Source organism: Bradyrhizobium sp. Mp19 (assembly GCF_029952935.1).
Taxonomy (GTDB): domain Bacteria; phylum Pseudomonadota; class Alphaproteobacteria; order Rhizobiales; family Xanthobacteraceae; genus Bradyrhizobium; species Bradyrhizobium elkanii.
The window spans coordinates 91,023-111,683 of sequence record NZ_JASAUT010000008.1; the positions used below are offsets into that span (position 1 = coordinate 91,023).

The 20,661-nt window shown below is 65.6% G+C and carries 19 protein-coding genes; 5 read left to right on the forward strand and 14 right to left on the reverse strand.

Annotation, left to right across the window (positions count from 1 at the left end; translation table 11 throughout):
• The 8 genes from QJT82_RS12805 to QJT82_RS12840 form a co-directional block, all read right to left on the reverse strand.
• Entirely contained in the window at nucleotides 1–918 is a 918-nt protein-coding gene (locus QJT82_RS12805) for an SDR family NAD(P)-dependent oxidoreductase (RefSeq protein WP_028344663.1), read from the reverse strand.
• A gap of 259 nt (nucleotides 919–1,177) precedes the next feature.
• Nucleotides 1,178–1,324, reverse strand: a complete 147-nt coding sequence (locus tag QJT82_RS12810; RefSeq protein WP_225159189.1) for a hypothetical protein — start codon at nucleotides 1,322–1,324, stop codon at nucleotides 1,178–1,180.
• A 200-nt stretch (nucleotides 1,325–1,524) separates the two neighbouring features.
• Nucleotides 1,525–2,004, reverse strand: a complete 480-nt coding sequence (locus QJT82_RS12815; protein ID WP_016846543.1) for a MaoC family dehydratase — start codon at nucleotides 2,002–2,004, stop codon at nucleotides 1,525–1,527.
• Between the two features lie 13 nt (nucleotides 2,005–2,017).
• On the reverse strand, nucleotides 2,018–3,742 hold the full coding sequence (locus QJT82_RS12820; RefSeq protein WP_028344662.1) for an AMP-binding protein: 1,725 nt from the start codon (nucleotides 3,740–3,742) through the stop codon (nucleotides 2,018–2,020).
• Nucleotides 3,743–3,864: 122 nt separating this feature from the next.
• A complete protein-coding gene (gene mmsB / locus QJT82_RS12825) occupies nucleotides 3,865–4,752 on the reverse strand; it encodes a 3-hydroxyisobutyrate dehydrogenase (protein WP_028344661.1) in 888 nt (295 codons plus the stop codon).
• Nucleotides 4,753–4,777: 25 nt separating this feature from the next.
• Complete coding sequence (locus QJT82_RS12830) at nucleotides 4,778–5,860, reverse strand: enoyl-CoA hydratase/isomerase family protein (protein ID WP_028344660.1); 1,083 nt, start codon at nucleotides 5,858–5,860, stop codon at nucleotides 4,778–4,780.
• A complete protein-coding gene (locus QJT82_RS12835; RefSeq protein WP_028344659.1) occupies nucleotides 5,857–7,002 on the reverse strand; it encodes an isobutyryl-CoA dehydrogenase in 1,146 nt (381 codons plus the stop codon). Before QJT82_RS12835 ends, QJT82_RS12830 begins: the two co-directional genes overlap by 4 nt.
• 21 nt (nucleotides 7,003–7,023) lie before the next feature.
• Nucleotides 7,024–8,520, reverse strand: a complete 1,497-nt coding sequence (locus tag QJT82_RS12840; RefSeq protein WP_028344658.1) for a CoA-acylating methylmalonate-semialdehyde dehydrogenase — start codon at nucleotides 8,518–8,520, stop codon at nucleotides 7,024–7,026.
• 121 nt (nucleotides 8,521–8,641) lie between these two features.
• Between QJT82_RS12840 and QJT82_RS12845 the strand changes: the two genes are divergently transcribed.
• Entirely contained in the window at nucleotides 8,642–9,556 is a 915-nt protein-coding gene (locus tag QJT82_RS12845; RefSeq protein WP_028344657.1) for a LysR family transcriptional regulator, read from the forward strand.
• 148 nt (nucleotides 9,557–9,704) lie between these two features.
• Here the strand turns inward: QJT82_RS12845 and QJT82_RS12850 are convergent, their stop codons facing one another.
• On the reverse strand, nucleotides 9,705–10,316 hold the full coding sequence (locus QJT82_RS12850) for a TetR/AcrR family transcriptional regulator (protein ID WP_035633977.1): 612 nt from the start codon (nucleotides 10,314–10,316) through the stop codon (nucleotides 9,705–9,707).
• 60 nt (nucleotides 10,317–10,376) lie between these two features.
• Nucleotides 10,377–10,928, reverse strand: a complete 552-nt coding sequence (locus tag QJT82_RS12855) for a PaaI family thioesterase (RefSeq protein WP_028344656.1) — start codon at nucleotides 10,926–10,928, stop codon at nucleotides 10,377–10,379.
• Between the two features lie 242 nt (nucleotides 10,929–11,170).
• Between QJT82_RS12855 and QJT82_RS12860 the strand changes: the two genes are divergently transcribed.
• Nucleotides 11,171–11,941, forward strand: a complete 771-nt coding sequence (locus tag QJT82_RS12860; RefSeq protein ID WP_028344655.1) for an enoyl-CoA hydratase — start codon at nucleotides 11,171–11,173, stop codon at nucleotides 11,939–11,941.
• Nucleotides 11,942–11,951: 10 nt separating this feature from the next.
• Here the strand turns inward: QJT82_RS12860 and QJT82_RS12865 are convergent, their stop codons facing one another.
• The 3 genes from QJT82_RS12865 to QJT82_RS12875 form a co-directional block, all read right to left on the reverse strand.
• On the reverse strand, nucleotides 11,952–13,364 hold the full coding sequence (locus QJT82_RS12865; RefSeq protein WP_028344654.1) for a HAMP domain-containing sensor histidine kinase: 1,413 nt from the start codon (nucleotides 13,362–13,364) through the stop codon (nucleotides 11,952–11,954).
• A 129-nt stretch (nucleotides 13,365–13,493) separates the two neighbouring features.
• Entirely contained in the window at nucleotides 13,494–14,750 is a 1,257-nt protein-coding gene (locus QJT82_RS12870; protein WP_028344653.1) for an MFS transporter, read from the reverse strand.
• Between the two features lie 229 nt (nucleotides 14,751–14,979).
• Nucleotides 14,980–15,624 (reverse strand): hypothetical protein, encoded by a 645-nt coding sequence (locus QJT82_RS12875; protein ID WP_035633973.1) that lies wholly within the window; start codon nucleotides 15,622–15,624, stop codon nucleotides 14,980–14,982.
• Nucleotides 15,625–15,819: 195 nt separating this feature from the next.
• Here QJT82_RS12875 and QJT82_RS12880 point away from each other — a divergent pair, with 195 nt between their 5' ends.
• The 3 genes from QJT82_RS12880 to QJT82_RS12890 all read left to right on the forward strand — a co-directional run bounded on the left by QJT82_RS12880 (nucleotide 15,820) and on the right by QJT82_RS12890 (nucleotide 19,313).
• A complete protein-coding gene (locus QJT82_RS12880; protein ID WP_162832415.1) occupies nucleotides 15,820–15,987 on the forward strand; it encodes a hypothetical protein in 168 nt (55 codons plus the stop codon).
• 608 nt (nucleotides 15,988–16,595) lie between these two features.
• Nucleotides 16,596–17,792 (forward strand): acetyl-CoA C-acyltransferase, encoded by a 1,197-nt coding sequence (locus tag QJT82_RS12885; protein ID WP_028344651.1) that lies wholly within the window; start codon nucleotides 16,596–16,598, stop codon nucleotides 17,790–17,792.
• Between the two features lie 216 nt (nucleotides 17,793–18,008).
• Nucleotides 18,009–19,313 carry an MFS transporter gene (locus tag QJT82_RS12890; RefSeq protein ID WP_028344650.1) on the forward strand — a complete coding sequence of 435 codons (1,305 nt, stop codon included), beginning with the start codon at nucleotides 18,009–18,011 and terminating at the stop codon, nucleotides 19,311–19,313.
• A 20-nt stretch (nucleotides 19,314–19,333) separates the two neighbouring features.
• Here the strand turns inward: QJT82_RS12890 and QJT82_RS12895 are convergent, their stop codons facing one another.
• On the reverse strand, nucleotides 19,334–20,650 hold the full coding sequence (locus QJT82_RS12895) for a carbohydrate porin (RefSeq protein ID WP_051448179.1): 1,317 nt from the start codon (nucleotides 20,648–20,650) through the stop codon (nucleotides 19,334–19,336).
• Nucleotides 20,651–20,661 lie beyond the last annotated feature (11 nt).

Consider the following 20,661-nt stretch of genomic DNA (forward strand, 5'->3'; position numbering starts at 1 on the left):
TCAGAGCTTGATCCCGGCCCGTGCGGCCGCCTGGGCGACATACTTCTGCGTCTGCTCGAACGCGCCCTGCAGCGCCTTCGCGGTCGACATGTCGCTGATCGCGTTGAAGTGCGCGGCGACGCCGTCCGGCGTCCATTCGGACTGCGGCAGGTTGACGCCTTCGGTCTCCAGCACGCGGATCACGGCAAACGAGCCGGCGCCGGCGCCCATGATGGTGCGGGTCGGCGCGTCCTCCGAGAGGAGGAATTCGACCGCAGGCGTGATCGCTTCCGGCTTCATCAGCGCCAGCGCCTGCGGCGGCAGCAATTCCTCGGTCATGCGGGTCGCAGCCGTCGGCGAGATGGTGTTGACCTTGATGTTATTCTTGCGGCCCTCTTCGGCGAGCACGTTCATCAGGCCGACCATGCCGGCCTTCGCCGCGCCGTAATTGGCCTGGCCGAAATTGCCGAACAGGCCGGACGACGAGGTCGTCAGCACGATGCGGCCGTAATTGCGCTCGCGCATGCCGGCCCACACCGCCTTGCAGCAGTAGAATGTGCCGGTGAGATGCACGTCGAGCACCTTGGCCCAGTCGGCAACCTCGAGCTTGGTGAACGACTTGTCGCGCAGGATGCCGGCATTGGCGCACAAGAGATCGACGCTGCCCCATTCCTTGGTGGCGCGCTCGACCATCGCGGTGACCTGCTCGAAGTTCGAGACGTCGGCGCCGTCGGCCATCGCGGTGCCGCCGGCTTTCCGGATCTCCTCGACCACGGTCTCGGCCGGCGACAGCGACCCACCGGTGCCGTCGCGCGCGCCGCCGAAATCGTTGACCACCACCTTGGCGCCGCGGCTGGCGAGCCCCAGCGCATGCGCCCGTCCGAGACCATTGCCCGCGCCGGTGACGATAGCGACGCGTCCGTCAAACCTGATTGCCATGCTTGTCATTCCTGCTCTGACTTCCCTTCTCGCCTTGTGGGAGAAGGTGGCGCGCGCGAGCGCGCCGGATGAGGGGTTCTCTCCACGGATGAGCACGCGGAGAGAGACCCCTCACCCGGCTTCATCTCGCTCCGCTCGATTTCGCCACCCTCTCCCACAAGGGGAGAGGGTACATGCCCGAGCGGCATGAAAAGGTTGGGGACTTTTGAGCAGCGATGGATGGCCGGGTCAAGCCCGGCCGAGACGGCCAGCGGGCGCGCTAGACCGAAGGGGTCATCGACCCGCAGGGTTTCAGGCTTTTGAGCAGATGCCCGCTCCAGCACTCGTGATGCTCTTGAGCGTAGCTAATCGCGCCAATCACAATCAAAGCGACTACGACAATTCCGGCGACGATGTTTTGCACCATGGCTGCCACTCCCGGGACCGCACCGCCTAAAGCGGGCATCATGGACACCAGGGAACACAGCCGTCAATGCGCTACATTGGCCAGAGCAGCGCACCGCGTAAAAAACAGATCGGGGTGGCTCGCCCCACCTCCCCCCGCTTGGCTTGTGGGAGAGGTGGCGCAACCCTTCGCGGTTGCAACACAACCGCGTCTCGTGACCGTTAGCTGAAATAGATCAGGCCGAGCCAGTCGGCGACCAGCGCGGGCTTTTCCTCGCCTTCGATCTCGACCGTGACGTTGGTGCGCGACAACAACTCCTTCGGCTTGCGCAGCGTGGCTTCGGCCAGTACGAAGCGGCCGCGAACGCGTTTTCCGGAGCGCACCGGCGAGATGAAGCGCAGCTTGTCGAAGCCGTAGTTGACACCCATCGCGGTGCCCTCGAGCACCGGCATCACCTCGTAGGACATGATCGACATCAGCGACATCGTCAGGAAGCCATGGGCGATCGTGGTGCCGAAGGCGGTCTCCTTCCTGGCGCGCTCGGGATCGACATGGATGAACTGGTGATCCTCGATCACGTCGGCATAGGTGTCGATGCGGCCCTGATCGAGCAGGTGCCACGAGGACACGCCGATCTCCTTGCCGACCATGCCCTGGTAGGTTTCCAGCGACACCGGCGGCTTCTTCCAGACTTCGTTCATTGGCTAACCTCTGCTAACCGGAGGTCCGCACCTTCTGCAGCTCCGGAAATTCTTCCTCGCGGAACTCGACACCGCGCAACGCATCGCTTCTGACATCGTCATGTTCGAGCCGGCGCAACTGCACGCGACGGATTTTTCCAGAAATCGTCTTGGGCAATTCGGTGACCAGCTCGATCTTGCGGATGCGTTTAAACGGTGCGAGCCGCGTGTGCAAATGTTGGAAGATCGACAGCGCCGTCTCCGGAGTGCGCTCGACACCCGACACCAGCAGCACATAGGCCTTGGGGACCGCGAGCCGGATCGGGTCCGGGCTCGGCACCACCGCGGCCTCGGCCACCGCGTCATGCTCCAGCAGCACGCTTTCCAGCTCGAACGGCGAGATGCGGTAGTCGGAGGACTTGAACACGTCGTCGGTGCGGCCGACGAAGGTCAGATAACCCTCGTCATCGGTGAACACGACGTCGCCGCTGCGATAGATCTCGCCGTCGGTGCCGATGAGCTTGCCGTCGTCGCCCTGATAGCCCTGCATCAGGCCGGCCGGCCGGGCGGCGCCGAGCAGCAAGGTCACCTCGCCCTCCTTCGCGGGGTGGCCGTCATTGTCGGTGACCTGCACGCGATAGCCCGGCAGCGGCCGGCCCATCGAGCCGACCTTCACCTTCTGTCCCGGCGAGTTGCCGGCCAGCGCGGTGGTTTCGGTCTGGCCGTAGCCGTCGCGGATAGTCAGCCCCCAGGCCGATTTGACCTGGTCGATGATCTCGGGATTGAGCGGCTCGCCGGCGCCGCACACCTCGCGCAGCGAGACCTTGAAGCTCGCGAGGTCTTCCTGGATGAACATCCGCCACACCGTCGGCGGCGCACACAGCGTGGTGACGCCGCAGCGGCCGATGATCGAAAGCAGTCCTTTCGCCTCGAAGCGTGGCTGGTTCGCGATAAAGATCGTTGCGCCGGCATTCCACGGCGCGAAGAAGCAGCTCCAGGCATGCTTGGCCCAGCCGGGCGAGGAGATGTTGAGATGGATGTCGCCGGGCTGCAGGCCGATCCAGTACATGGTCGAGAGATGGCCGACCGGATAGCTGCGCTGGCTGTGCCGCACCAGCTTCGGCTTTGCCGTGGTGCCCGAAGTGAAATAGAGCAGCATCGGGTCGTCGGCGTTGGTCGGGCCATCGGGCGTGAATGCGTCGGACTGCTTGGCGGCATCCTCGAACGGCAACCAGCCGTCCTGCGCCTGCGTCGCGCCGACCACGATGCGAACGAGGTTGTCGCTGCCGAGGCCTGCGAACTTCGCGACCTGATCCTGCGTGGCAACCACCGCCCTCGCCTTACCGCGGTCGAGCCGGTCGCGCAGTTCATCCGCAGTCAAGAGCGTGGTCGCGGGGATCACGACCACGCCGAGCTTCATCGCCGCCAGCATGGTCTCCCACAGCGGCACCACATTGCCGAGCAGCAGCAACAGATGATCGCCACGCTTCAGCCCCTGCGCGCGCAGGAAATTTGCAACCTGGTTTGAGCGGCGCGACAGCTCGGCGAAGGAAAGCTTGGTCTCGTTGCCGCTGGCGGCATCGACGATCCACAGCGCCGGCCGGTCGCGGCTGTCGGCATTATCAGCCAGTTCGGCGTCGAACCAGTCGAGTGCCCAGTTGAACGGCACCGGATCGGGCCAGCGAAATCCCTTCACCGCGGCATCGTAGTCGGTGCGGTGCTCGAGCAGAAAGGCGCGTGCGTCCTGAAATGTGGTCATCCGGCTTCACCTGACGTCATCCTGAGGAGCCGCGCGAAGCGCGGCGTCTCGAAGGATGGCCATAGACACCGTCTTTCCATCCTTCGAGGCTCGCTCCGCTCGCACCTCAGGATGACGGCGATTTACTTCGGGGCAAGGGCCCTAACGTGCTGGATAATTCCGGAAAAGTCGACCCCGCCGTGGCCCGACGCGTCGAAGGTTTTATAGATCTCCTGCGCGTGCTTGCCGAGCGGCGTAACCGCGCCGGCCGCATTGGCGGCGTCCTGCGCCAAGGTCAGGTCCTTGACCATCAGGTTGGAAGCAAAGCCCGGCTTGTAGTCGTTGTTGGCCGGCGACGTCGGCACCGGGCCGGGAACCGGGCAATAGGTGGTCAGCGACCAGCACTGCCCCGACGAGGTCGAGGCGACGTCGAACAGCGCCTGGTGCGACAGGCCGAGCTTCTCGGCGAGCACGAAGGCCTCGCCGACCGCGATCATGGAAATGCCGAGGATCATGTTGTTGCAGATCTTGGCCGCCTGCCCCGCACCGCCCGCGCCGCAATGCACGATCTTCTTGCCCATGTTGGCGAGCATCGGCTGGGCCGCCGCGAAGGCTTTGTCCTCACCGCCGCACATGAAGGTCAGCGTCGCGCCCTTGGCGCCGCCGGTGCCGCCGGAGACCGGGGCATCGACCGAGGCCATGCCGTGCTTGGCGGCCAGCGCATGCGCCTGCTTGGCGCTTTCGACGTCGATGGTCGAGCAGTCGATGATCAGCGTGCCCTTGGCCATCGCCGGAAGCACCTCGTTCCAGACGCCGAGCACATGCTTGCCGGCCGGCAGCATGGTGATGACGACATCGGCGCCCTTCACCGCGCCGACGCCGCTCTCGGCGATCGCGGCACCGTCGCTCTTGGCCTGATCGCGGGATGCCGCGACCAGATCGAACGCGGTCACCTTGTGGCCGGCCTTGACCAGATTGGCCGCCATCGGCCCGCCCATATTGCCGAGCCCGATGAATGCAACGTTTGCCATGGGAAGTCCTCCGCTTGCGACGTTTCTATTTGCTGTCGGGAAATTTCAATTCGTCGGCGCCGATCTCGGCGAAGTAAGGCGCCACCATCTCAGGCGTCACCTGCTCGATCCGGGCCGGCGACCATGTCGGATTGCGATCCTTGTCGATGACGGCGGCGCGCACGCCCTCGCGGAAATCGTCGCTGGCGAACACTTCGAGCGCGGCGCGATATTCGCGCACCAGGCACTCTTCCAGCGTCGCGGTCGCGCGCGCCAGCCGCAGCAGTTTCAGCGTCACCACCATGCCGCGCGGCGACTTCTCGCCGAGCGTCTTCAGCGTGTCCTGTGCCATGTCGGATCCGTCGGCCGTCAGCGCGGCGACGACGTCCTCCATCCGGCCGCGTGCGAACCAGCCGTCGATCCTGGCCTGCATCGCGGCGACAGGGCCAGCCGTCTCGCCGGTGGCGAAGCCTCCGATCAGCCGGTCGATCTCGGCCGAATTCGTGCCCGGCGCAACCTTGGTTAGCGCCTCGCGCAACGCCGGCAGCTTCGCGCTCGGCACCACGGCGTCGGCGAAGTTGGCGTAGATTGCATCGGGACCGTTCATCGTGGTGCCGGTGAGCCCGAAATAGGTGCCGATCTCGCCGGGCGAGCGCGACAGCAGATAGGTGCCGCCGACGTCGGGGAAAAAGCCGAGCCCGACCTCGGGCATCGCGAGCTTGGTCCGCTCCGTCACCACGCGGTGGCGGCCATGCGCCGACAGCCCGACGCCGCCGCCCATCACGATGCCGTCCATGAAGGCGACATAGGGTTTTGGGAATTTCTTGATCCGCGCGTTGAGGATGTATTCGTCGCGCCACAGGATCTTGCCGAGATCGCCCTTGACCTTGGAGCTTTCCCAGAGCGCGCGGATATCGCCGCCGGCGCACAGGCCGCGGTCGCCGGCGCCCTCCAGCACGACGACGGCGACATCGCCATCGGCCTCGAACACATCGAGCGCCCTGTCGATGTCGTGGAACATCTCCAGCGTCACGGCATTGATCGCCTTCGGCCGGTTCAGTCGGATGATGCCGGCAGAACCTTCCTTGCGCGCGATCAGATCGCCCTCGGCTGCCGCCGCATCATTCATCGCGCGCCCTCGATCAACTTGCGCGACACGATCAGCCGCATGATTTCATTGGTGCCTTCGAGGATCTGGTGCACGCGCAGATCGCGCACGATCTTCTCGACGCCGTATTCGCTGAGATAGCCGTAGCCGCCATGCAGCTGCAGCGCCTGGTTGGCGACCTCGAAGCCGACATCGGTGCCGAACCGTTTTGCCATCGCGCACAGCATGGAAGCGTCAGAATCCTTGCGGTCGAGCGCGGCGGCCGCGCGCCACAGGAAGGTGCGCGCGGCCTCGAGCTCGGTCGCCATGTCGGCGATCTTGAACTGCAGCGCCTGGAACTCGTCGAGCCGCTTTCCAAAGGCCTTGCGGTCCTTCATGTAGGCCAGCGCCTTGTCGAGCGCCGCCTGCGCGCCGCCGAGCGAGCACGCCGCGATGTTGAGCCGGCCGCCGTCGAGCCCGGCCATCGCAATCTTGAAGCCGATGCCCTCCTCGCCGAGCCGGTTCGCGACCGGCACGCGCGCATTCTCGAACATGACAGCGCGGGTCGGCTGCGCATTCCAGCCCATCTTGCGCTCATTGTTGCCGAACGACACGCCCGGCGTGTTGCCGTCGACGACAAGCGTCGAGACGCCGCCGGGACCGTCGCCGCCGGTGCGCACCATCGCCACCAGCAGGTCGGTGCTGCCGGCACCGGAGATGAACTGCTTCTGGCCATTGAGCACATAGTGATCGCCGTCGAGCACCGCGCGGGTGCGCAGCGCGGCGGCGTCGGAGCCGGCGCCCGGCTCGGTCAGGCAGTAGCTGGCGATCAGCTCCATGGTGCAGAGCTTCGGCAGCCATTTGTGGCGCTGGGTGTCGTTGCCGTAGGCATCGATCATCCAGGACGCCATGTTGTGGATCGAGATGAAGGCCGACGTGGTCGGGCAGCCCGTCGCCAGCGCCTCGAAGATCAGCGCGGCGTCGAACCGCGTCATCGCCGAGCCGCCGACATCGTCCTTGATATAGATGCCGCCGATGCCGAGGTTTGCCGCCTCGCGCATCACGTCGACCGGAAAGTGCTTTGTCTCGTCCCATTCGAGCGCGTGCGGCGCGATCCTCTCCGCCGCAAACGCCCGCGCCATGTCGCGAACCGCGATCTGGTCCTCGTTGAGAGCGAACTGCATGCTTCGCCTCTAGGGACGAGTTTACTTCATCGTCGGGATCGAGAACTCCGCGCCTTCCTTGACGCCGGACGGCCAACGCGAGGTCACCGTCTTGGTCTTGGTGTAGAAGCGGATCGAGTCCGGACCGTGCTGGTTGAGGTCGCCGAAGCCGGACTTCTTCCAGCCGCCGAAGGTGTAGTAGGCGATCGGCACCGGGATCGGCACGTTGATGCCGACCATGCCGACATTGACCTTGGCGGCGAAGTCGCGCGCGGCGTCGCCGTCGCGGGTGAAGATCGCGACACCGTTGCCGTAGTCATGGTCGGACGGCAGCGCCAGCGCCTCGTGATAGTCGTGGGCGCGCACCACCGAGAGCACCGGGCCGAAGATCTCTTCCTTGTAGATCCGCATGTCCTTGGTGACGTTGTCGAACAGCGAACCGCCGAGATAGAAGCCCTTCTCGTAGCCCTGCATCTTGAAGCCGCGGCCGTCGACGGCGAGCGTCGCGCCTTCCTTGATGCCGATGTCGATGTAGCTCTTGACCTTCTCGACCGCCTCGCGGGTCACCAGCGGGCCGTAATCGGCCGACGGATCGACCGAGGTGCCGATCTTGAGCGACTCGACGCGCGGGATCAGCTTCTCCATCAGGCGGTCGGCGGTGGTCTTGCCGACCGGCACCGCGACCGAGACGGCCATGCAGCGCTCGCCGGCGGAGCCGTAGCCGGCGCCGATCAGCGCATCGACGGTCTGGTCCATGTCGGCATCCGGCATGATGATGGCGTGGTTCTTGGCGCCGCCGAAGCACTGGCAGCGCTTGCCGGTCTGCGCGGCGCGCTCGTAGATATACTGCGCGATCGGGGTCGAGCCGACGAAGCCGATCGCCTTGATATCGGGATCGTCGAGGATGGCGTCGACCGCCTCCTTGTCGCCGTTGACGACGTTGAGGATGCCGGCCGGCAGCCCGGCCTCGATCATCAGCTGCGCCAGCGCCATCGGCACGCCGGGATCGCGCTCCGACGGCTTGAGGATGAAGGCGTTGCCGCAGGCGATCGCCGGCGCGAACTTCCACATCGGGATCATCGCCGGGAAATTGAACGGCGTGATGCCGGCGACCACGCCGAGCGGCTGGCGCATCGAATAGATGTCGATGCCGGGGCCGGCGCCCTCGGTGTACTCGCCCTTCATCAAATGCGGGATGCCGCAGGCAAACTCGGCGACCTCGAGGCCGCGCTGGATGTCGCCCTTGGCGTCGGGAACGGTCTTGCCGTGCTCGCGCGCCAGCAACTCGGCGAGCTTGTCGTAGTCGCGCTGCACCAGCTCGAGGAACCGCATCATGACGCGGGCGCGGCGCTGCGGGTTGGTGGCGGCCCATTCCGGCTGCGCGGCCTTGGCGTTCTCGACTGCGGCGCGGAGCTCGGCCTTGGAGGCCAGCGCCACCTTGGCCTGGACCTCGCCGGTCATCGGCTCGAAGACGTCAGCCGTGCGGCCCGACGTACCCTTGACCTCCTTGCCACCGATGAAATGTCCGATTGAGCGCATGGAAAAACCTCCCTGAAGCACCTGAATCGCCGCTCCTCGCGGCGGGATCGCTTTACAAACCCTATTGACCCTGCATTTTATGGGATTCAAGTCCGATAAATTGCACCATAGATGTGCGGAAATGCTGGATCAAGGCGGCGGCACAATCGACTGGGACGACTTCCGTTTCGTGCTCGCTATCGTGCGCGGCGGGTCGGTTTCGGCTGCCGCCAAGCAGCTCGGCGTCGATCATGCCACAGTGATCCGCCGTGTCGACCGGCTGGAGCGCCACCTTTCCGCAAAACTGTTTGATCGGCGCAAGACCGGCTATCTCCTCACCGAGGCCGGCCAGCGCGTCGCCGACAGCGCGGAAGCGATGGAATCCACCATCGTCGCCAATCAGGAGGCGGTCGGCGGCTCGCGCGCCCATCTCACCGGCACGGTGCGGATCGGCGCGCCCGACGGCTTCGGCAGTCACTTTCTGGCCTCGCGGCTGGTCAAGTTCACCGAGCGGTATCCCGATCTCGATCTGCAGCTCGTCGCCACCGCGCGGCTGTTCTCGCTCTCCAAGCGCGAGGCCGACATCGCGATCAGCCTGACGATGCCGAAGGAAGGCCGCATCGTCGGCCGCAAGCTCCTGGACTACACGCTCGGGCTTTATGCCGCACCCGCCTATCTCGCCCAGGCGCCGACCATCGCCGCACGCGCCGACCTGCCGCGACATCGTTTCGTCGGCTACATCGAGGAGCTCCTGTTCACGCCGGAGCTCGACTATCTGCCGCAGGTCTCGCCAAAGATCTCCGCGAAATTCCGCAGCGCCAATCTGATCGCCCAGCTCAACGCCACCATCGCCGGCTTCGGCATCGCCGTGCTGCCGCACTTCATGGCGACCGCCCACCCCGAGTTGCAGCCGGTGCTGCCGGACGAGGTGCGGATCTCCCGCACCTTCTGGCTTTTGATGCACGCCGACAGCAAGGACCTCGCCCGCATCCGCGCCGTGGCGGATTACATCTACGAGACGGTGGAAGCCGAGCGCGCGCTGTTCAGCGGGGTGTAATCTCTCCGTCGTCCCGGCGAAGGCCGGGACCCATAACCACAGCATTGCGTTGTTGAACCGCGCTGCGGCCCCAGCGCCGCGCCACCACGACCATTTGGGGTAATGGGGTCCCGGCCTTCGCCGGGACGACGATGGGGAAAGATCGCGGCTAATTCACCTTCTTCTTCGCCGGCGCCTTGGCCGCCGCGGCGCGCCCCAGCACCGCCTCGCGGCCCGCGCTCAGGATCTCGTCGGACATTTCGCCGCTGCCGGCGATGCGCGACATTACGATGGTGCCCATCATGGTCGCCAGCGTCGCCATCGCCTGCTTGCGGGCGGCCTTGCGCGGCACGTCGATGATCTGGTCGGCCATCATGTCGATCATCTGGTCGAGCTTGAGAGCAAACGCCTTGCGGGTCTTCGGGCTCTCGCGGGCGATCTCGGCGCCGAGCGCCGGGATCGCGCAGCCCTGGCCGGGATCGTCGCGGTGCATCGCCGAAAGATAGCCGTCGATGATGGTTGAAAGCCGCTTCTCCGGTGGCGTGTCCGCGGCGACCTTGCGCCAGCGCTCGATGGCACGGTCCATCGCGTAGCTGAACGCCTCGATCACCAGCGCCTCGCGCGAGTCGAAATGCGCGTAGAAGCCGCCATGGGTCAGGCCGGCGTCCTTCATCAGGTCGGCGACGCCGATGCCATGGGCGCCCCGCTCGCGCAGCCGCGTCGCGGCCTTCTTCACGATCCGCGCGTGGGTCTCCTGCTTGTGTTCTTTCGAGTAGCGCATGCCGGTCTCATGGAATGTTTCTAATCATATAATAGCAGATTTGCGGCCGGAATGCTGCAGTTATTTCGCCTTGTCAGCCATTTTGGGTTCCCCGCCGAGCATCGAAAATGTCGCGGTCGCGTGCACCGCAAGATTGCCCCTGCCGTCGCGGACGAAGCCCTCGGTGTAGCTGGTCTGGCGGCCGAGCTTGATCACCTTGCCTTCGGCGCTGATGGTGCCCGAACGTGCCGACAGCGGCCGCAGATAGGTCAGCTTGAGGTCGAGGGTCACCGAGGTCTGCCCCGCCGGCAGCATGGTCGAGATCGCGCAGCCCATCGCGGTATCGAGCAGCGCCGCGGCGGTCGCGCCGTGCAGCAGGCCGATGGTGTTCTCGAGGCTCTCATGCGGCTCGAGTTCCATCACGATACGGCCCTCGTCGACCACCGCCATGCGGAAGCCGATCAGCTTGGCCATCGGCGGCGGCGGCAACCGGCCGTCGCGGATCGCGCGCATCGCCTCGATTCCGGACATCGGCGCCGCCGCCTTCGCCACCGGTCCGGGCGCCTGCCATTCCACCACGCGGGCGCGCAGCAGATCGGGCGAATGAAGATCGATGCTCTCGGCGGCGGTCATAACGGCTCCATTTATATGATTAATATAATTCTATAGATCCGCATCCCTCGGCGCAACCGCCGCGCCGGTCCCTTGACAGAGCCACGCTTTGTCCGGGACATGGCCCAAGTCATTCCGGGGCGACGCAAGCGTCGAACCCCAATTCGCAATTGCGAATTGTGGAATCTCGAGATTTCGGGTCTGGTGCTTGCGCACCTTCCCGGAATGACTTGTCGATCCATTCCTACGCCGGGACTTTTTCCATGGACATGCTCAATCCCCACTGCGGCATCGACCGCGACTCCAGAGGCGTCGTCCGCCTCACGATCTGCAACGCCGGCAAGCTGAACATCGTGAGTTCAGCCGTCACCAACGGCGTGCGCGAGGGCTTTGAGCAGCTGGCCGCCGACCGCGGCATCCGCGTCGTGATCCTCGCCGGCGAAAGCGAGCGCAGCATGATCGGCGGCGCCGACATCAAGGAAATGGCGACGCTCGACCAGACATCCGCCGAAGCATTCATCAGCCGGCTGCGCGACCTCTGCGAGGCCGTGCGCAAATTCCCGGCGCCGGTGATCGCCCGCCTGCCCGGCTGGTGCCTCGGCGGCGGCCTCGAGGTCGCTGCCGCCTGCGACGTCCGCGTCGCCGCACATGACGCGATGTTCGGCATGCCCGAGGTGCGCGTCGGCATCCCCTCGGTGATCCACGCCGCGCTGCTGCCGCGCCTGATCGGCTGGGGCCGCGCCCGCTGGCTGATGATGACCGCGGAGAACATCGACGCTCAAACCGCGCTCGCCTGGGGTCTGGTCGACACCGTGGCAAAGCCCGGCGGCCTCGACGACGCCGTCGAGCACACCGTCAAGGCGCTGCTGGAATGCGGCCCCGAGGCGCTACGGATCCAGAAGGACCTGCTGCGGCAGTGGGAAGAGCTGCCGCTGACCGAGTCGGTCAACCTCAGCGTCGGCGTGTTCGGAAAATCGTTCCTGACCGGCGAGCCGCAGCGGCTGCTGCAGGGATTTTTGGACCGCAAGCGGTAGGCCGCCGCGCTCAGCTCGAGACGGGGATCTCGATCAGGACCAGCGTGCCGCGGCCCGGCTCGCTCTCCAGCGCGATCCGGCCGCTGAGCGACGACACCACGGTATTGAAGGCGATGTGCAAACCGAGCCCGATATTGCCCCGCTCCCGCCCGGTGGTGAAAAACGGATCGAACACCCTTGCCTGCAAATCCTCGCGGATGCCGACGCCTTGGTCGGCGCAGGCGATCCGGGCGAGCGCCTGATCCGGCTGCGTCACCGTCATGGTGAAGCGTCCGCCGCCGCCATCAGGATAGGCGTGCGCCGCCGCGTTGAACGCCAGGTTGCTGATCACCTGCGCCAGCGCGCCGGGATAGCTGTTGAGGATGATGCCTTGCGGGCACGTGACTTCGACAACCAATCCCTGACGGGACAGCAGCGGCCCGAGCTTTGAGATCAGATCAGAGAGCCATCCGCCGAGTTCGAACGTGTGACGCTCCTCGTCGGCCTGATGAATGGCGACCTGCTTGAAGCTGTGCACCATCTCGGATGCACGATGCAGGTTTTCCGAGGTCAGTCGAAGGCCGTTCTCGATCCGTGCAATGCCCCGCGTCAGGTCGGAGCGGCGGACGGCGGTGCCGTTGAGCGCCTCGCTCATCGCGCGAAGGTCTGCCTCCATGGTGGTTGACGTGGTCAGCGCGAGGCCAAGCGGCGTGCTGACCTCGTGTGCGACACCGGCGACGAGCTGCCCGAGCGAGGCCAGCTTCTCGGCCTGCACGAGGTGCGATTGCGTCGCGTGCAGATCGCGCAACGAGGCTTCCGAGCGCTCCTTCTCCTGCTTCAGCGCCTGCGCCGTTCGAAATTGCTGGCGCGCGCGGAACTCGCGGGCGGCGACGGCGTAAAGCGACAGGGCGTAGGCGTTGATGACGAGCGAATGATTGATGAAGCGCAGGCCCGACGGCAGCGCAGGCCCAAGCGATTCAGCGATGCACAGGGCAATCCATGTCGTGAGACAGAACACGGCCAGCGGCCCGATCCGCAGCGGCAGCATGGTCGAGACGAACAGGATCACCATCATCACGCCGGGTGCCGCATAGGTGAATCCCGACGGCAGCACGAGGTAGACGCTCGGCAGCACGCAGCCTGGAATGACGCAATAAACGAGGAAGATCGCCTCGGCCCACGGCTTCATCGCCGGCACCGAGAGCAAGGCGGTCAGCGGCAGCAATACCAGCACGGCGACCCCGCCGCGGATCGCCAGCGTGGTCGCCACGACGTCGGGATACAGCACCCAATCCCAGAACGCATATCCGGCATAGGTGAAGGCGCCGAGCAGCATCGCGACCTGGGTCCAGCCGATATTGCCCCTCACGTACTGGTCGACAAATCGGCGCTCCTCGACGGTGTCGTCGAAGCGCAGTCCAAGGCGGGTCAAAAGACGGAGCATTACGGTACTAAAGTATGAAAGGTCTTGGTGCTGGAATGGGAGCGTGGAAAATGATCTACGACAGCTTGCCTGCGCTGTCGCGTCCTTTTGGCGCATCGCCGACCGCGGCGCGGCATCGCGCCGCGCCCCTCACCGCGCGTTCGCCGGGGCGTGGGTCGGCCAGAGGTCGGCGCGCCAGTGCAGCGCGATCGCCAGCATGGCGATGAATCCGGCGGCGGCCAGCAGCGTGCCGGTCGCGGTGTAGCCGATCAGGTCGATCAGGCTGCCGGCGGCGAGCAGCCCGAGCGGCAGGCCGTAGATCACCATCATGCGCACGCCCATGACGCGGCCGCGCAGATGCGCGCTGGCATTGCGCATCAACATCACGGCGGCCGAGATCATCGACATGCTCTGCGCGATGCCGGCGAGCAGCAGGCAGGCCATCGCGACCGGCATGGTCCGGAGCTCGACGAACACCAGGAGCATGGCGTACCAGGCGAGCGTCGCGCCGATCAGAAGCCGTGCGATGCGTACCCCGCCGGCCATGCTGAGCGTGATCGAGCCGATCAGCGAGCCCACCGCAAAGCTTGCCGAGAGATAGCCGAGCCCGGTCTGGTCGGTATGGAAGATGTCGCGCGCGACATAGGGCAAGAGCCCGTTGGTGAGCGGAAACGCGGTGAGGTTGGCGAGGAAGGCAACGCAGAGCGCGGCGCGCATGCCCGGGCCGCTCCAGGCATAGACAATGCCCTCCTTGAGGTCGCGCAGCAGCTTTGAACCCGGCGCGTCGGCCGCGAGATCGGTCGTGCCATGCGACTTCGGGCGGCTCATGCAGAGCATCAGGATGGCGGCGACGAAATAGAAGCCGGCGATCCCGACATAGACATAGCCGATGCCGAGCGCCGCGAACAATCCGGCCCCGGTCAGGGCTCCTGCGATACGCGCCGAGTCCTGCGTGGTGCGCGCCAGGCTGATGGCGCCGACCAGCTGCTCCGGCGGCATGATGTCGGCGAGCAGCGCCCCGCGCACGCCGAGATCCGACGGGCGGATCACGCCCATGATCGCGACGATGATCATGACGTTCAGCGGGGCGAGATGCCCGGTCAGCGCCAGCGTCATGATGGTGCCGGCGAGCGCCGTATAGGCAAAGCGCATCACGGCGAGGAGATCGCGGTGCCCCATGCGGTCGCCGATCATACCGACAACCGGCGCGACCAGCGTGCCGACATATTGCAGCGACGCCAGCACGGTCAGCAGCAGCACCGAGCCGGTCTCGACCATGATGTACCAGCCGAGCACCAGCGTCTCGACCTCGAACGCCCAGGAGGTGAGCAGATCGGACGGCCATTGAAAGCGATAGCTGCGGATGCGAAATGGCGCGAGCGCGGAGGTCCGCGTGGTCCCGCTCAAGACGCGATGACGCGTGTCACGGCGTGTCCTGCCCTTTTTCGTTGTTCTTCTGGGTCTTGGTTCTTGGTCGTGCTCGCGGCGCTTTGAATCTATCTTGAGTCGCTTGGGAAAATGCCCTGTTCCGGCAGCGTAGCGCCGAGGCGATTGGTGTCAATCGAAGCCGCCGCATGCGGCCATGCACGATGGTATCCGCAGCGACGGGATGGCGTAGCCTCGCGAGTCGCAGGCCCTACATCGGCGGCACGGCGCGCCGCAGCATGAAATGGGTGGGTATGAAAGCGAGCAGCGGCAGGCCGATCATCAGGCCGGCCAGCCATACCAGCGGCGGCACGAAGCCTTGCGCCGCCCTGTCGCTGGTGCCGAAGACGTAGTTGATGTTGACCGGAGTCATGCCCGGGTCCGGCCGCGGTCCCGGCGTCACAAAGTAGCAGATCAGCAGCAGCGCCCATGCCAGCACGCTCCAGGCGATCAGCGCGCGCTGGTCATAGCCGAGCCGCCAGACCAGGAACAGCAGCAGGAACGGCAGCCAGCCGTGGAAGCCCGACAGGAACCGCAGGAACAGCGACAGGTTCTGGTCGAACATGTAGTCGGTCATTCCGGTGAGCGAGTAGCCGGCGACATGGGCGAGAAAATCGATCACCCAAAATGTTTGCGGCACAAGGAGTCCGACGGCGCACATCGAGATCAACAGCGCGCTCTCGGTCCAGACCCCGATCAAGGTGAGGATCAGGCAGACGTCGCAGAAATACAGGAAGTTGGTCGGCCCGTAGCAGTAGGTGTACACCGGCACCAGGACGGCCATGAAGGCGCTGAAGCCGATCTTGACGGAGAGCGGAATGCGGGCGGACGGCTGCTCGACGGCGATTACGGACATTGCGGTGGGACTTTCGATTGCACAATCCGCCAGCCCTAGCGCCGGATCGGTAAACAGACCCGTATTCCGCAACCTTGAATTGATCGGCGTTCGGGAATTCGGTTAACGCCAACTCAGCGGCGCCGGTACAGTTTTAGCTGCCCGCGCGCGCGATGATCGTGCTAGCATGCCTGTTCCGAAGCCGCGGAGGACGACATGAACGCCTTCGAAGTTTTCGCGATCTACCTGACGCCCTTCGTGATCATCGCGATCGCAATCCGGTTGCTGATGAAGCGCCATGCCGTCGACCTGCCGGACGTGCAGAAACAAGCGGGCTCCGCGCCGAAGCGACGATTTCTGCTCGGCGCCTGGCGGTCGGATTAGGTCAGGTCGCAGACAAGCTCGGATGCGCCGCCGCCCGGCGAAATTTTCAATCATTGATTTGCCCAACGGCGCAAGGCCTCGCGAGAAGAGAAACTCGGTGTACGTTCAGGCGATTCATGCCGCGAGAATGCGGACGTGTGACTCACAAGAGGCGCCAAACACTCGGTGTCGTCCCTGCGAAAGCAGGGACCCATAACCACCGATGCTGATTGTTGCGCGATGTTGGAACGACGAGTCTCTTCAACAACATCCGCCGCGGCGTATGGGTCCCTGCTTCGCAGCGACGACACCGGTGGAGACTCGTGTGCTCTCATTCTCGCTGGTGTCATCATAAATCGAGGACCATCCATCGCCGTCATCCTGGCGAAAGCCAGGACCCATTGCCCCAATCTCCATTGTTGCGCGACGCCGGGGCCACGATCCGGTTCGTCACTGAAGGCGGTGGTTATGGGTCCTGGCTTTCGCCAGGACGACATTCGTGGAGCATCCCAGCCCCCAACTCATGCGAACACGACATTTTGTCATGAGCGCCGCAGTTGCATTTTTTGCATTGCATCATATGATGACAATAATTCAATCAAATCCCCGGCATTGAAGGGAATCCTGCCATGGCAACCAGCACCGATCCCGTCGTCATCCTCTCCGCCGCCCGCACCCCGCTCGGCCGCTTCATGGGCGAGCTCTCGCCGCTGCCGGCGCACAAGCTCGGCTCGCATGTGATCGGGGCTGCGCTGGAGCGCGCAAAACTCGCGCCCGAGCGCATCGACGAGGTGTTCATGGGCAATGTGCTGCCCGCCGGCCAGGGCCAGGCCCCTGCCCGCCAGGCCGCGCGCGGCGCCAGACTGCCGGATGCCACCGGCGCCACCACCGTCAACAAGGTCTGCGGTTCCGGCATGAAGGCGACCATGCTCGCCCACGACATCATCAAGGCCGGCTCGGCCGAGATCGTGCTGTCCGGCGGCATGGAGAGCATGAGCAATGCGCCGTATCTGTTGCAGAAGGCGCGCGGCGGCTATCGCGCCGGCCACGATCGCATCATCGATCACATGATGATGGACGGGCTCGAGGACGCCTACGAGACCGGCCGCTCGATGGGCGATTTCGGCGAGGCGACCGCGGAGGCCTATCAGTTCACCCGCGCCGACCAGGACGCGTTCGCGATGGAGACGCTGAGCCGTGCCCGCAAGGCGGTCGAGAGCGGCGCCTTCAAGGCCGAGATCGCGCCGATCACGCTCGCCGAGAAGGCCGGCCCGCGCATCGTCGCCAATGACGAACACCCGCTGAAGGTCGATCCGGCAAAAATCCCCGGCCTGAAGCCGGCATTCCGCTCCGGCGGCACCATCACGCCGGCGGCCTCCTCGGCCAATGCCGACGGCGCCGCGGCGCTGATCCTCAGCCGGCGCTCGCTCGCCGATCGCGACGGACTGCCGGTTCTGGCCGAGATCAAGGGCCACGCCACCCACAGCCAGGAGCCGCAGTGGTTCACGACAGCGCCGATCCCGGCGATCAGAAAGCTGCTCGACAAGGTCGGCTGGAGCGTCGGCGATGTCGACCTGTTCGAGATCAACGAGGCGTTTGCGGTGGTCGCGATGGCGGCGCAGCGCGACCTCGGCATTCCCAGGGACAGGCTGAACATCAACGGCGGCGCCTGCGCGCTCGGCCATCCGATCGGCGCCACCGGCGCGCGGCTGATCGTGACGCTGCTGCACGCGCTGGAGGCGCAGAACCTGAAGCGCGGCGTTGCCGCGCTGTGCATCGGCGGCGGCGAAGCCACCGCGATCGCCGTCGAGCGGGTCGCGCACTGATCCACTGCCTGCCCTCATGGTGAGGAGTGCGAAGCACGTCTCGAACCATGAGGCCCGGCTCCCGGCCTGCATCCTTCGAGACGCCCGCTCTGCGGGCTCCTCAGGATGAGGTTGTACAGAGTCCGAAAACGAGGGAACTATGGCATTTTAGCCATGGCTGCCCCGTGCCATATTGCGCATCACGCAAAGCTTTCACCGCAATCGATCTGGAACACAATGATCTCGAACTGGCTTGCTTCCACCCTCGCCCGCCGCAACATCCACTACGGCTGGGTGATGGTCGCCGTGACTTTCCTTGCCGCGCTGATCTCGGCCGGCACCGTCGGCGCGCCCGGCGTGTTCATCGTGCCGCTGCAGAAGGAGTTCGGTTGGTCCACCGCCGAGATTTCCTCCGCGCTGTCGATCCGCTTCATCCTGTTCGGGCTGATGGCGCCGTTTGCCGCCGCGCTGATGAACCGCTACGGCCTGCGCAACGTGACGCTGGCGGCGCAGCTGATCGTGGTCTCCGGGCTATTGGCCTCGCTCGCCATGACCCAGGTCTGGCAGCTCATCCTGCTGTGGGGTGTCGTGATCGGAATCGGCACCGGGATGACCGCGCTGGTGCTCGGCGCGACGATCGCGGCGCGCTGGTTCGTGGCGCGGCGCGGCCTCGTGGTCGGCATCCTCACCGCGAGCGTAGCGACGGGCCAACTCGCCTTCCTGCCGCTGCTCGCGACGCTGACCGAGCGCTACGGCTGGCGTGTCGCGCTTGGGCTGGTCTGCGTCATGCTCGGCGTCGCCGCCTTTGCCGTGCTGATGGTGATGCGCGACCGGCCGAGCGACGTCGACCTGCGTCCGTTCGGCGACGAGGGCACCGCGCCGCTTGCCGCGCCGCCGCCGGCCAATGCGCCGATCGTGGCCGCCGCGCTCGGCACGCTGCGGGACTCCGCGAAGTCGTCGGTGTTCTGGATCCTGTTCGCGACCTTCTTCGTCTGCGGCGCCTCGACCAACGGCCTGGTCCAGGTTCATTTGATCCCGATGTGCCTCGACTACGGCATCCCGCAGGTGCAGGCGGCAAGCCTGCTCGCCGCGATGGGGATCTTCGATTTCTTCGGCACCATCGTCTCGGGCTGGCTGTCGGACCGCTACGACAACCGCTATCTGCTGTTCTGGTATTACGGCCTGCGCGGGCTGTCGCTGCTGTTCCTGCCGTTCTCCGACTTCACGTTCTACGGGCTGTCGCTGTTCGCGATGTTCTATGGCCTCGACTGGATCGCGACGGTGCCGCCGACGGTGCGCCTCACCGCGCAGCGCTTCGGCGCCGAGCGCGCCAATCTGGTGTTCGGTTGGATTTTCGCCGGCCACCAGCTCGGCGCAGGCGCCGCCGCGTTCGGCGCCGGACTGTCGCGCACGATCTATCAAAGCTACCTGCCGGCGTTCTTCATTGCCGGTGCGCTGTGCATCTTTGCCGCACTGATCGCGCTCGCGATCGCGCGGCCGCAGCCGAAATCGGTGGCGGAGCCGAAGCCGGTCGCGGCCTGAGGCCGCTTCCCGCGCGATGGTCAGTACGACAGGATGGTGCGCATCCCGAACACCACGCTGTCCTTGATCCGATGCGTTTGCGTCGGATCGTTGGGATCGACGGCGCCGCCGCCGGGATGGGCGATGTATTGAAACATCGGCTGCATGGTGAAATTCGGGTTCACCACGTGCTGGTAGGTGATCTCGAGGATCGCCTCGTAGTCGCGGATCGGATACGGCGTGCCCGTGAAGATCTGGGTGTCGCGGTCGAGCGCGCGCGCGGCGTCCGAAATCCTGGCATAGATCGCGGCGATGCCGAACCGATCGTCCGGATACGTCTCGCTGAAACCGGTGAACAGGAAGCCGCCGTCGACATAGGTGCTGATCAGGTTGCGGTCCGACGGGCTGACCGAGGCGCGCATGAAGAACGCGACGCCCTTGTCCGCGTCCGGCCTGGCGCGCGCAAGCAGCTGCTCATAGACCATGAAGATGCCGTTGTCCCGCCGCAGCCATCGCGTGTCGCCGGAGCTGTCGGGATCGGCTAGCGACAGCCCGTCGGCCGAGAAGCGCTGGTCGGCGAACGAGCCCATGTGATACCAGGCGCCGCCGGTGATGGTCGCCGGCAGCCTGCTCTCGCCGATCTCGAACTTGTATTTGAGCTGGCCGATCCACCACGGCGGATCGTTGACGCGAAAATTCAGCCCATGGGCGTTCAAGATCTGCGGATCGTCGGTCCCCTGCGGCGGCGAAGCCGAACCGTCGAACAGTGCGAGATAGGCGGTGATGCGATCGGACAGATTGGCCTTGAACCGGATGCCGGGCACGGCAAGTGGCGGCGACGGTCCGCCGGCCGGCAGAATGGTGCCGACAATGCCGGGCCAGCCCAGCGCCGAATTGATGAAGATGTCGTCGTACTGGCTGTCGATGAACTCGACGTCCGAGCCCTGCTGGCCGACGCGCACCGAAAGTTTGCCGCCGAGCAGCTTCTGCTCGATCCAGAATTCATAGAGCCGCGTCGCCGGCAGCGACTCGACGCCGGACACCAGGAACAGGTTGCCGACATAGCTCCGCGACAGCCCGTCGCCGTGGATCTGGTACATGTTGGCGTGGAAGGTCGCGCCGTTCCAGCCCATCGCCTTCTCGAGGTCGATGGTGGTGCCGAGATCGAGACGGCCGGTATAGGCCGCGCCGTTGCTGACACCGCCGGAGACGTTGGAAAACCCCTCACCGATATAGGTCAGGCTGAACTGGTAGCCGGCCTCCTCGAGCGCGGCGCGGGTATCCGCGATCCGGTCGGCCACGGCCTTGTCTTCCGCATGCGCCGGCGCGCCGAGCGCGAGGGCCGCGGCCACCAACATCGCGCGGGAAA

What these genes read in the sequence shown, in the direction of transcription:
- QJT82_RS12805 (WP_028344663.1), bottom strand. Translation starts at nt 918, where the DNA reads ATGGCAATCAGGTTTGACGGACGCGTCGCTATCGTCACCGGCGCGGGC.
- QJT82_RS12810 (WP_225159189.1), bottom strand. Translation starts at nt 1,324, where the DNA reads ATGGTGCAAAACATCGTCGCCGGAATTGTCGTAGTCGCTTTGATTGTG.
- QJT82_RS12815 (WP_016846543.1), bottom strand. Translation starts at nt 2,004, where the DNA reads ATGAACGAAGTCTGGAAGAAGCCGCCGGTGTCGCTGGAAACCTACCAG.
- QJT82_RS12820 (WP_028344662.1), bottom strand. Translation starts at nt 3,742, where the DNA reads ATGACCACATTTCAGGACGCACGCGCCTTTCTGCTCGAGCACCGCACC.
- mmsB (WP_028344661.1), bottom strand. Translation starts at nt 4,752, where the DNA reads ATGGCAAACGTTGCATTCATCGGGCTCGGCAATATGGGCGGGCCGATG.
- QJT82_RS12830 (WP_028344660.1), bottom strand. Translation starts at nt 5,860, where the DNA reads ATGAATGATGCGGCGGCAGCCGAGGGCGATCTGATCGCGCGCAAGGAA.
- QJT82_RS12835 (WP_028344659.1), bottom strand. Translation starts at nt 7,002, where the DNA reads ATGCAGTTCGCTCTCAACGAGGACCAGATCGCGGTTCGCGACATGGCG.
- QJT82_RS12840 (WP_028344658.1), bottom strand. Translation starts at nt 8,520, where the DNA reads ATGCGCTCAATCGGACATTTCATCGGTGGCAAGGAGGTCAAGGGTACG.
- QJT82_RS12845 (WP_028344657.1), top strand. Translation starts at nt 8,642, where the DNA reads ATGCTGGATCAAGGCGGCGGCACAATCGACTGGGACGACTTCCGTTTC.
- QJT82_RS12850 (WP_035633977.1), bottom strand. Translation starts at nt 10,316, where the DNA reads ATGCGCTACTCGAAAGAACACAAGCAGGAGACCCACGCGCGGATCGTG.
- QJT82_RS12855 (WP_028344656.1), bottom strand. Translation starts at nt 10,928, where the DNA reads ATGACCGCCGCCGAGAGCATCGATCTTCATTCGCCCGATCTGCTGCGC.
- QJT82_RS12860 (WP_028344655.1), top strand. Translation starts at nt 11,171, where the DNA reads ATGGACATGCTCAATCCCCACTGCGGCATCGACCGCGACTCCAGAGGC.
- QJT82_RS12865 (WP_028344654.1), bottom strand. Translation starts at nt 13,364, where the DNA reads ATGCTCCGTCTTTTGACCCGCCTTGGACTGCGCTTCGACGACACCGTC.
- QJT82_RS12875 (WP_035633973.1), bottom strand. Translation starts at nt 15,624, where the DNA reads ATGTCCGTAATCGCCGTCGAGCAGCCGTCCGCCCGCATTCCGCTCTCC.
- QJT82_RS12880 (WP_162832415.1), top strand. Translation starts at nt 15,820, where the DNA reads ATGAACGCCTTCGAAGTTTTCGCGATCTACCTGACGCCCTTCGTGATC.
- QJT82_RS12885 (WP_028344651.1), top strand. Translation starts at nt 16,596, where the DNA reads ATGGCAACCAGCACCGATCCCGTCGTCATCCTCTCCGCCGCCCGCACC.
- QJT82_RS12890 (WP_028344650.1), top strand. Translation starts at nt 18,009, where the DNA reads ATGATCTCGAACTGGCTTGCTTCCACCCTCGCCCGCCGCAACATCCAC.
- QJT82_RS12895 (WP_051448179.1), bottom strand. Translation starts at nt 20,650, where the DNA reads ATGTTGGTGGCCGCGGCCCTCGCGCTCGGCGCGCCGGCGCATGCGGAA.